Origin of the sequence: Streptomyces sp. CA-288835 (assembly GCF_050936385.1) — a bacterium.
Classification (GTDB): Bacteria; Actinomycetota; Actinomycetes; order Streptomycetales; family Streptomycetaceae; genus Streptomyces.
Window position 1 is genome coordinate 1,056,012 of the sequence record NZ_JBNJMW010000001.1, and the last position, 10,301, is coordinate 1,066,312.

A 10,301-nucleotide genomic window follows, 5' to 3' on the forward strand; every position below is an offset into this window, starting at 1 on the left:
AGCGCCGCGGAAACCGATCGGTTTCCCACACCGTACACCGATCGGTTTCCAAGCGGCAAGTGTCCTGTCCGACTTCCGCGACCGGTTCGCCGAGGGTGACCGCGCCGACCGAATGCAGAGCCTCGCGCTCACGCGGATCCGGCGGGCCGGCCTGCTCAAGGGGCGTGGCAAGCAGCGCACCGACTCCACCTATGTCCCGTCCGCCGCACGGGAGTTGACCCGCCTGGAGCGGGAGACCGAGGCCGTCCGCGCCGCGCTGGAGGACATGGCCCGAGACGCACCGGAGCTGTTGGATGAGCTGGTCACGCCGAGGGGGCCGAACGCTACGGGCGGCCGGTGCGCCTGCGCTCCCGGCCCAGCCACCCCGTCGCCCGCCTCGGGTAGGCGGGGGCCGACGCCCGCGAACTGCTCAAGCGGCTTCACGCCCGCTTCCCCGGCGGCGCCGTTCCGGCGCGGGTCCAGGAGCTCCGAACGATCCTGGTGCAGCACTTTCTGGTGGTCGGGCGCGGACGGTTCCGGCCGCGCACCGAGCGCGGTGGCCAGCAGCCCTCTCGGATACGGATCGAGTCGCCGCTTGAGACCGAGGCCCGCTGGACGCGCCGCGGCGGCACCTACTGGACCGGCCACCTCGCGCGCGTGCCCGAGGGCTGCGACGACAAGCGCGCCAACATCATCACCGACGTAGCCACCGTCGTCTCCGGCGCGGAAAGCCAGACCCTGCCTGGCATCCATGCCCGGGCAGGGTCTGGTCGACGGCGGCTACACCTCCGTCGCCGGCATGGCCGCCGCCGCCCGTCAATGGAGTCCGCGCTTGTCGGAGATACCCTTCGCCAGCCGACGACTCGTCAGCTGGCGGCGTACAACCGAATGTGCCCAGGCAGGTACGGCTCAACTTGACCAGTGCTCCCGCTGTGGGTGCCGGGGCCACGTGTCGAGTTCTCACCGCACAGACGAGGATGACCCTCGGCCATGGTGGTGGTCGAGGGCCATCCTCGTGCCTGCACGGGCCGCGGCAACGGGTCGGCGGCCGGCTGGGTTCAGCGCTTGGCCACCAGGACGTGCGCGGCGTTCTGCGTGGGGAGTTCGGCGGCCTTGCCGCCGCTGCCGACCATCACGCCGCCGGGCGACGACGTCACGCTCACGACCGCGCCGGGCCGCACCCCGGCGTGCCGCAGGGTGTGCATCAGCTGGGGGTTGGTCTGGATCGGCTCGCCGATGCGCCGCACGACGGCGCTTGCGCCGTTCGGCCCGGGCTCCAGGTCGCTGAGGCTGACCATGCTCTCGCCGGGGAACGGATCCACGGTGGGCCTCTCGCCGAGTTCCTCCAGGCCCGGGATCGGGTTGCCGTAGGGCGACTTGGTCGGGTGCCGCAGCAGCTCAAGGATGCGGCGTTCGACGGCCTCGCTCATCACATGCTCCCAGCGGCAGGCTTCGGCGTGGGCCTGCTCCCACTCCAGCCCGATCACGTCGAGGAGCAGGCATTCGGCGAGCCGGTGCTCGCGCATCACGCGTACGGCGATCCGTCGGCCCTCCTTGGTCAGCTCCAGGTGCCGGTCGTCGGCGACGTGCAGCAGGCCGTTGCGCTCCATGCGGGCGGTGGTCTGGCTGACGGTGGGGCCGCTCTGGTTCAGGCGCTCGGCGATGCGGGCGCGCAAGGGGACCACTCCTTCCTCCTCGAGCTCCAGAATGGTTCGGAGATACATCTCCGTGGTGTCGATGAGTTGGGACATGCCGTGTGTCAGGCGGGGGTTTCGGCGGTGGCGGTCAGGACCGCGCGGCCGAGGATGTGGCCCGCCATGGTGAAGCCCAGGACGGCCGGGGTGGCGTCGGCCGGGACGCCGATGGACTCGACGTCGAGGGCGTGCACCACGATGAAGTAGCGGTGCGGGCCGTGCCCGGCCGGCGGGGCGGCGCCGATGAAGCGGGCCGCGCGGGCGTCGTTGGGCAGCTGGAAGGCGCCCTCGGGCAGGCCCGAGCCGGTGTCGTCGCCGGCGCCCTCGGGCAGCTCGGTGACGGTGGCGGGGATGTCGGCGACCGCCCAGTGCCAGAACCCGGAGCCGGTGGGGGCGTCGGGGTCGTAGACGGTGACGGCGTAGCTCTTGGTGCCCTCCGGGGCGCCGCTCCAGAACAGCTGCGGGGAGAGGTCCTTCCCGCCGGGGACGCCGGAGGAGAACTGCTCGGGCGACCAGGAGGCGCCGTCGGTGACGGTGGTGCTGGTGACGGTGAAGGAGGCCGCCTCGGGGAGGCGGGCGAAGGGGTCGTTGGCGCTCATCGCGTCGTTCCTTTCTGACCGTGCTGTGGGGTGTGGCGGCGATGCGGCCGACGGGGCCCGCAGCGTCGCGCAGCGGCACCGCAGGCGCCTTTGATCGGCCACCTGGATCGACCATAACATCAATAATCGATTATTTACTGGATCGTCTATGATGGCGACATGACTCAGACGGCCCACACCTCGACATCGCCGGGGAAGCAGATGCTCTCCGAGCACGTCTACGCCCACCTGCGGGACGCGATCATGCGCGGGGACTACGCCCCCGGTGACCCCCTCAAACCGCAGGCCCTGGCCAAGGAGCAGGGCGTGAGCCTGGCCGTTGTGCGCGAGGCGCTCGTGCGGCTGGTCGGTGAGGGCCTCGCCGACCGGCTGCCCAACCGCGGCTTTGCCGTTCCGGCCCTCTCCGACCGCCGCTGGCAGGAGATCGCGGAGGCCCGCCGGACCATCGAACCGGTCGTGCTGCGTATGTCCATCGAGCGCGGCGACGTCGACTGGGAGGCCCGCGTACGAGCCGCCCACCACCGTCTGGCCCGCACCCCGGCGTACGTGCCGGAGGAGGGCGCCTACTACAGCGGCGCATGGTCCGAAGCCCACCGGGTCTTCCACCGCACCCTGCTGGAAGGTTGCGGCAACGCCGTCCTGCTGGAGACCTTCGACCGGATGTGGACCGCGAGCGAGCTGGCTCGCCGCTGGGCGGCGCACCGCACCCCCGAACGGGACGGCATTGACGAGCATCGCCGGTTGGAAGAGGTGGCGCTGACCCGCGACGCCGACACCGCGGCCGAGGTCCTGGCCCAGCACCTCACCCAGACCGCGGCCGCACTCACCGGCCGTACACATCACGAACCCCCGAAGGACGCCTGACGTGCCTCACCAACCCGGCCGGACGGGCCGCAGTCTCCGATGAGCGCCACCGGAACTGCCTCCAGCCGACCGCCGGGTGATGCTCAGGCCGCGGCCTGTGCGGCGGGCGCTCCACCGGCGGAGTAAGGCGGTGGAACGCCTGGACCACGCGGACTCTGCGTGTGTGGAGGTCGAAGGGCCGTCGTCCAGGTCGTCCAGTCCTGCGCAGTGACGACACGACACCGCCGCTATTGGTGGGCACGTTCGCCCTTACCGGGCGGGGCACTTTCCTGCGAACGCCGACATCAGTCGGCTCATCGGCTCCGGCTCCGTGGCGATGCGGGTTTTAAGGCTTGAGCACCGCCAGTACATCGTCAAGCGATACGTTGGCGGGGTCGCTCATATCGGAACCATCGAACGTCTGCCAGATATAGGACGCCGTCCCGTTCTCCCGCAACGGATGCAAGTCGGCCAATTCCGCATCGTCCCGGAAGCTGTTGAACGCATCCTCGGACTCCCATTCAACGAGAAACAGAACCTGCCGTGGCGCGAGGTCACCGACTACATCTTCCCGGAAACGACCGAACGCCACCATGCGACCACCATATTGCGGAGCCACTTCGGGCAAACGACTGAAATACGCAAGGTATTTCTCTACGTCGACCACGTCGAACATGTTCAGGGCGTAAAACTTCTTCTTCTGCGAATTCTCACTCATTGCCAATACCTCTCCGGTCTCAGGAAACTGGTGTTCGCTACCGATCGGTTTTCGCGCGCAAGTCTGGGCGAAGACGGTGCACGCAGGGGCCTCGCGGTTCGTCGCTGGTTTGCAGCTGGGTGCTCCGGCGGCATCTGGCCGTGCCGGCGCCTCCCTGCCCTGGCTACCTGTCGCAGACCTCAGGGAACCGCCTCGGTGCCACCTTGGCCTCGTGTGCTGCGGAAACCAGCCGTCAGAGGTCGAGGACCAGGCGGTTGCCCTTGGCTCGGGAGACGCAGATCATCATGGTGTCGCCTGCGGCGCGCTCTTGGGCGTCCAGGACCGAGTCGCGGTGGTCGATCTCCCCGGACAACACCTTCGTCTCGCAGGTTCCGCAGATACCTTCCTCGCACGATGTCATCACCGGCACACCGGCACCTTCGACGGCCTCAAGAATGGATATGTCCTCAGAGACCATCAGCTTTCTGGCGGACTGGGCCAGCTCGACCTCGAAGCTGCTCTGCGGCCCGGCGGTGGCGTCCTTCTTCGGGGCGAAGCGCTCCAGGTGCAGAGATCCGCTCGGCCACTTCTCGCAGCCGGCCTCGACAGCCGCAAGCAGCGGTTCCGGACCGCAGGCGTAGACGGCTGTCTTCCGCTGCGGCTTGCCGAGTAGCGAAGGCAGGTCCAGCAGCCCGTACTCGTCCTGGGGCCGCAGGCTCACCCGATCTCCGTAGGCCCGCTGCAGGGTCTCGCCGAATGCCATCGAAGCTCGGGTGCGGCCCCCGTAGAGGAGGCGCCAGTCTGCGCGGGTCGCGTTGACGGCTGCCAGCATGGGCAGAATGGGGGTGATCCCGATGCCGCCCGCGATGAACAAGTATTTCTTGGCCTTCACGAGCGGAAAGTGGTTGCGTGGCCCGCGGATGCGCACCGACTCACCCTCGGTGAGCCCGTCGTGCACGTGACTCGAACCGCCGCGGCTTTCCGGTTCACGCAGCACCGCGACCTGAAGACGGGACCGGTCCCCCGGGTCCCCGCACAGTGAATACTGCCGGACCAGGTCGGCTCGCAGTATCAGGTCGATGTGTGCTCCCGGCTGCCATTCCGGCAGTGGACGGCCTTCCGGGTCACGCAGCGTCAGCAGCACGACGCCTTCGGCCATCGTTTCCTTCCGTTCCAATACGAGGTCGAGCTCGACTTCGGTGCTGAGAGTGCTCATGATCCGCATTTCCTTTCTCACAGTGATAATTCGGTGATGCTTTCTTCCTGACTGATCAGGACGGGAAGCAGCGGCCGAAGTCGCGCAGTAGTCGGGGGGATCCCTGCAGCTTGATCTGGCGACGTACCAGTGCCCACGCCAACAGTGACGGCTTGGCGAGGAAGCGCAGCCAGGTGCGCGTGTCGGCGGTGATCCTGAGATCCGGTTCGCCGTGATGTCCGTCGGAGACATCGAGTTCGCGGTCGCGGATGGTCACGGTGATCTGCCGGGACTCGTCGCCGGTGAAGGTGAAGTGGTAGGTGGCGGACATGTCCTTGGCCTGTTCGCGCTGAAAGATCAGCGGCAGGCCTTCCACCAGACCGTCGATGCTGTTCGCACGCAGACTCATCGCCACATGCTTTGTGCGCTTGTTCGGGAAGCGGTCGGCCACATGCTGCTCGGCGTCGGAACCCGGGACGACGTAGACGGTCTCTTCCTTGTCGGTCAGTGGGCGCACGACCTGGGTCAGATGTGCCTTGCGATTGTCCAGCCAGGGGCCGATGACGTCCTCGCCGGCCGGGCAGACCGACATGCAGTAGGCAGCTTTGTAGTTGGCGCCGAAGGACAGGCTCTGCCACATCGAGGCGCTCTCGCTGTCGCTCACTCGCGAGCGGTAGTCGTGTGCGTTGCGGCTTTCGGCGACCTGTTCGGCCCAGTCGCCGAAGCCACCCATGAACTCGCGGTAGTTGTGCGTGTAGCAGGCGGAGAAGTTGAAGTGGCCGTCGGAGGCGATCGCCCCGGTCGGGCAGGCGGTCACGCACAGCTTGCATTCCAGGCAGGGGTTGTACTCGATAGGCCGGGTGTATTCGCTGACCTCGGCGTCGATGAGGATCGTGCCGAGCAGGATGAAGTTGCCGAATTTCGGGTGGATGACGTTGCGGTGGATACCCATCTTGCCGAGCCCGGCCGCCACGGCGACCGGCTTGTGCGAGACGACCCACGCCTTCCTGGGGAACTTGTCCATCTCCATCGGAAAACCCATCGCGGGGTTGATGGCGCGCACGCCCGTCGCTTCCAGCTCGCCCACCACGTGCCGGCCGACCTCGTTGGAGTGGTCGCCGGTGTGATGGAACTCCAGGTTGGCGACCGAGCGTGCGGGAGTGCGGATGTTCTCCCGGTTCATTCGGGACACGATGCTGATCAGCGTTCGGACGCCCGGCAGCGCGGCGCTCAGGTCCTCTCGCTGGTCGGCGATGTCCGGCCGGTCGATCTCGACGAAGCCGACGTCGTCCGCACCCGCGTCGAGACACAGCTGGCGCAGCCACGACGCGTCCAGCGGCTCGGCGGGGCGGGCAACCATGCGGTCGCGCCGACGGGCTTGGACGACGGTGGGATGGTCTTCGAGCCTTTTCCTGGCCATCGAGCGTCACCTCACGGGGGCGGGATACGTACGAGTTTCATGAAGCAACTCGCACCCTAGCTGGGTGAGTTTCGTGAAGCAACTTACGGTCGAGCTGTGATCATCCCGCTGAGTCTTCTGCTGGATGCGGCTGCAACTGCCCAGCACAGAGGGGTAGTTCGGCGTGCCACATGCGCCGAACCGCGGGAACGGCGCGTACTTCTAGCAGCTACGGCAGCGGAAAGGGGGTGTGCTCTGGTAGTTCACGCCTGGCAGGGAGGGGTGGGAGATGCGGCACGAGCTCGTCATCTGGCCGGCCGTCCACCACCGCGTCTGCCTAAGAAGGCGACAGAAGGGCGGCTTACCGCGGCGTCGGCAAAGCAATCGGGCGGCATGTCGAAGCAGATTCCCGGCGGCGGAACAGACGTCACACGGGCCGCGCACTGATCGCGACTCGGTACACGCCCCAGCTGGTGGTGGCGAGTCCATCGAGGAACTCGGATGTCAGGCCGGCGAGTCGGAAAGTGCCGGGCCGGGAAGCAGCTGAACGGCGTCCGGGCCCACCACTTCTCCGCAGTGGGTGCACACGAGCTGTTCCCGAACGTTACCTCCGCATCCGACATGGTTCGTGATCCGCGGAGGGCCGGCCGGATCCCCGGCGTGCTCATCGCCCCAGTGCATCAAAGAAAGCACCGCCGTGAGCAAGTCCTTGGCCTTGCCCGTCGGCCGGTACTCATAGCGGGCGGGCCGCTCCTGGTAACAGACCCGATCCAGCAGCCCGTCGTCGACCAGCTTGGAGAGACGGTTGGTGAGTACATTGCGGGCGATACCGAGACTGTCCTGAAATTCCTCGAACCGGCGCAGGCCGAGCTGCGCGTCGCGAATGATCAGCAAGGTCCAGCGCTCGCCCACGATCTCCAGAGTCCGGGCGATGGAGCACAGTTGACTGTCGTATGTTCGGCCCAACATGCTGCGAATTTAGCACGTTGCGTCAAGCAACTGACGGCTTCGAGTCGAAGTTCATCACGCTCCATCCCCGTACGGAATGGGAGTGGCCACAGCGCTCTGGGGGCGATCATGCCACCGCGTTCAACAGGTCGGCCACCACCTCCGGGCTCTCGAGCGCGAGGAAGTGGTGCGCTCCTGGCACCTGTGTGAAATCGGCGGCGGGCAGCAGCCTCTTATTGGCCTCGCGGTCCGAGGGCCGGGACCAGTCGTTCTCCCCGTAGACGAGGTGAACGGGGGCCTTGACCTCGGGGTAGCGCGCGCGGGCCGCGATGAGGCCGGCCATGTTTCGGTACAGAGCGCGGGCGACGATCGGGAAGCCGGGACGCCTGCCTGACTGGAGGAGCTCGTCCAGGTAGTCCTCCCGAAAAGCGGTCTTGTCGCCCACACCGCCCTGCAGGATTCTGCGCAGGACGGGCTTGGGTTCCTGCTGGGCGATCACCGGGCCGACCCCAGGAGCGATGATCCCGCCGGTCACCACGCGCGCGAGGACACTGGAGCGGGCGATGCCGTCGCGGTAGTCGTACGCGTTCACCGCGACGACGCGCCGTACCCGCTCCGGGAGATCGGCCGCGGTGGTCAGGGCGAGCACCCCGCCCAACGACTCCCCGACCAACGTCACGTCGTAGAGGTCGAGTTCGCTCAGGAGCCGCTCGACTCCCGCCCGCAGCGCCGGCTCTTCGTACGACGCGCCGGGCACGATCTCCGAGTAGCCCATCCCCGGCAGATCGAGGGCGTACACGGTGTACCGGTCCGCGATCAGCGGGATGAGGTGGCGGAAGTGCTCGGCCTGCGTCCGCAGAGTGTGCAGCAGGACCAAGGGGGCACCGGTGCCCGCCTTGAGGTAGCGCAGGGTTCCCTCGCGGCCATGGCGTCCCGCACGTGGGGCGATGGTGTGGCTGGTGGTCCCCGGAATGTGAATCGTGGGCCGCGACTCGTGGTTGGACATCTCGCCGACTCCTGACTGATAAACCGATCGGTTTCCAATCAGGTAAACCGATCGGTTTTGAGGCGCAAGTACAAGCAGGAGCTGATGCGGGTCGGTGAGCGCGATCCCTGTCCTTGCCGACGCTGGCCTCGTTGTCCCAGATGCCAGCGAGCTGGTGGCCAGGATTGCCTAGGGATTCGTCCAGGCCCCGGGGTCCTCGGCCAGGCCCATGACCTCGTCGGGCAGTTTGGCCGCGGCCACGTCGGCCAGGGTGACCTCGCCGAGGATCTTCCGGACGTTGGCGCGTACCGCGATCCACAGTGGCAGCAGGGATTCCGCGGGACCGCAGTAGGAGAGCTCGGGCGGGCGTACGCCCCGTACGGACACCAGTGGTCCGTCCGCGACCCGGATCACGTCTGCGATGGCGATCGCGTTCGCGGGGCGGGCCAGCCGGTAGCCGCCTTTTCCGCCCCGTTGGCTGACTACGAGACCGCCTCGGCGCAGGTCGCCCAGGATGCCCTCCAGGAATTTGTGCGGGATGCCCTGCGCCTGGGCGATCGCCTCGGCCTTGACCGACGTTTCCTCACCTGCCGCAGCCAGCTCCAACGCCGCCCGTACCGCATAGTCCGCCTTCGCCGAGATCCGCATGCCGCGATTATCCGCCACTGCGGCGTACGACCGTCACCGGTCACCGATCGCGGGATCGGCGCGCGGTCAGGAGGGGAGCGTGAACGGCGGGTGCGCACCGTTGAGGAAGTAGTCCCCGACCTCGCGGAGTCGGTCGCCGACGGGCTCGCGCAGGGTGTGGGTCCGGGCGTTGCGCCAGAAGCGGTCGAATCCGTGCCGCGAGGAGGCGGCGCGGGCGCCGATGGCGTCCAGGGCACGTGTGGTGATCTCCTGCACAGCCCGGGAGGCGGCGACTTCGGCCGCGCCTGCACGTACGGCGATCTCCGCGCATTCGTCGTCGTTGAGGTCCTCGCCCCGCGCGAGGCCACGTATCAGAGCGTCCACCGCCTGGTCGGAGAGGGCGGATGCGGCGTGTGCGGCGACGGCGAGTTCGCCGTAGGCCGTCAGCACGTACGGGTCCTGCGGCGGGCTGCCTGGCCAGGACCGTTGCGGGGTCGGCTGCCAGGAGGAGTCGACGGTCCTGCTGTACTCGCGGGCTTCGGCGAGCAGCCCTTCGGCGACGCCGAGACAGAACTGTGCGGAAACCAGCCGTGCGGTCGGCGCGGCCAGTCCGGCGAAGGGTGACAGGGCGCCCTCGTCCGAGGAGAGGGAGCCGAACACGTCGTCAGCCGTGATCGGTACGGAGTCGAACTCCACGCTGCCACCGGCCGCCAGCCGCTGGCCGAAGGTGTCCCCTTCGTTGCCGCATACGACGCCGGGGTGGGCGGGATCGACGAGGACGGCCAGCGGTTCGCCGGTGTCGGACCGGGCGGCACGGACGAGAAGGCGGTCGGCGACTGCGACTCCGGCGGCGTAACTCCGGTGGCCGTCCAGCAGATAGCCGTCCGCGGTCGGAGTCAGCGTGAGTCGCGGCTCGTGGGCGGCGATGCCGCCGCCCCAGCACCACTGCCCCGCCGCGGACTCCCCCTCGATGCGGGCGGCCTGGGCGGGGGCGGCGAAGAACCGGGCGCTGTAGGACAGGAAGAGGTGGCAGCCGAGTAGTTGGCCGATCGCCCCGTCGGCCGCGGAGATCGTCCGGACGACGGCGTAGGCCGTACGCCAGTCCGCGCCTCCTCCGCCGTGTTCGGCCGGCACCAGCAGGCTCAGCAGCCCCGCCTCACGCAGTCGGGCGACCTCGTCGAACGGCGCTTTGCCGGCCTGCTCACGCAGGACGGCGTCTGTGGCCAGGTCGTCTGCCAGCTCACGGGCCGTACGCAACAGGTGTGCGTGCCCGGCCCCTTCGTCGGCGGTCTCCTCGATGTACGTCATCCGTCTACTCGCCTTGTCGATCGGCAT

The 10,301-nt window shown here is 68.2% G+C and carries 11 protein-coding genes; 1 reads left to right on the plus strand and 10 read right to left on the minus strand.

Annotated elements, in window-relative coordinates; translation table 11 throughout:
• Window positions 1-189 precede the first annotated feature (189 nt).
• The 3 genes from ACQEVY_RS04975 to ACQEVY_RS04985 form a co-directional block, all read right to left on the minus strand.
• The gene (locus ACQEVY_RS04975) at window positions 190-732 is read right to left on the minus strand and encodes a hypothetical protein (RefSeq protein ID WP_432945197.1); all 543 of its coding nucleotides are present in this window, start codon (window positions 730-732) and stop codon (window positions 190-192) included.
• 305 nt (window positions 733-1,037) lie between these two features.
• Window positions 1,038-1,730, minus strand: a complete 693-nt coding sequence (locus ACQEVY_RS04980; RefSeq protein WP_432945199.1) for a metal-dependent transcriptional regulator — start codon at window positions 1,728-1,730, stop codon at window positions 1,038-1,040.
• Between the two features lie 8 nt (window positions 1,731-1,738).
• Window positions 1,739-2,272, minus strand: coding sequence for a YbhB/YbcL family Raf kinase inhibitor-like protein (locus ACQEVY_RS04985; protein ID WP_432945201.1), 534 nt, complete (start codon window positions 2,270-2,272; stop codon window positions 1,739-1,741).
• 159 nt (window positions 2,273-2,431) lie between these two features.
• Between ACQEVY_RS04985 and ACQEVY_RS04990 the strand changes: the two genes are divergently transcribed.
• Window positions 2,432-3,136 (plus strand): GntR family transcriptional regulator, encoded by a 705-nt coding sequence (locus tag ACQEVY_RS04990; protein ID WP_432945203.1) that lies wholly within the window; start codon window positions 2,432-2,434, stop codon window positions 3,134-3,136.
• Window positions 3,137-3,461: 325 nt separating this feature from the next.
• Here ACQEVY_RS04990 and ACQEVY_RS04995 read toward each other — a convergent pair whose 3' ends face one another.
• The 7 genes from ACQEVY_RS04995 to ACQEVY_RS05025 all read right to left on the minus strand — a co-directional run bounded on the left by ACQEVY_RS04995 (window position 3,462) and on the right by ACQEVY_RS05025 (window position 10,274).
• Window positions 3,462-3,833, minus strand: coding sequence for a DUF1330 domain-containing protein (locus ACQEVY_RS04995; protein WP_432945205.1), 372 nt, complete (start codon window positions 3,831-3,833; stop codon window positions 3,462-3,464).
• 232 nt (window positions 3,834-4,065) lie between these two features.
• Window positions 4,066-5,028 (minus strand): PDR/VanB family oxidoreductase, encoded by a 963-nt coding sequence (locus ACQEVY_RS05000; RefSeq protein WP_432945207.1) that lies wholly within the window; start codon window positions 5,026-5,028, stop codon window positions 4,066-4,068.
• A gap of 55 nt (window positions 5,029-5,083) precedes the next feature.
• On the minus strand, window positions 5,084-6,427 hold the full coding sequence (locus tag ACQEVY_RS05005; RefSeq protein ID WP_432945209.1) for an SCP2 sterol-binding domain-containing protein: 1,344 nt from the start codon (window positions 6,425-6,427) through the stop codon (window positions 5,084-5,086).
• A 483-nt stretch (window positions 6,428-6,910) separates the two neighbouring features.
• Entirely contained in the window at window positions 6,911-7,318 is a 408-nt protein-coding gene (locus tag ACQEVY_RS05010) for a winged helix-turn-helix transcriptional regulator (protein WP_432945211.1), read from the minus strand.
• A gap of 163 nt (window positions 7,319-7,481) precedes the next feature.
• Window positions 7,482-8,360 (minus strand): alpha/beta fold hydrolase, encoded by an 879-nt coding sequence (locus tag ACQEVY_RS05015; RefSeq protein WP_432945213.1) that lies wholly within the window; start codon window positions 8,358-8,360, stop codon window positions 7,482-7,484.
• A 168-nt stretch (window positions 8,361-8,528) separates the two neighbouring features.
• On the minus strand, window positions 8,529-8,987 hold the full coding sequence (locus ACQEVY_RS05020) for an RrF2 family transcriptional regulator (protein ID WP_432945215.1): 459 nt from the start codon (window positions 8,985-8,987) through the stop codon (window positions 8,529-8,531).
• Between the two features lie 66 nt (window positions 8,988-9,053).
• The gene (locus ACQEVY_RS05025; protein ID WP_432955062.1) at window positions 9,054-10,274 is read right to left on the minus strand and encodes an acyl-CoA dehydrogenase family protein; all 1,221 of its coding nucleotides are present in this window, start codon (window positions 10,272-10,274) and stop codon (window positions 9,054-9,056) included.
• Window positions 10,275-10,301 lie beyond the last annotated feature (27 nt).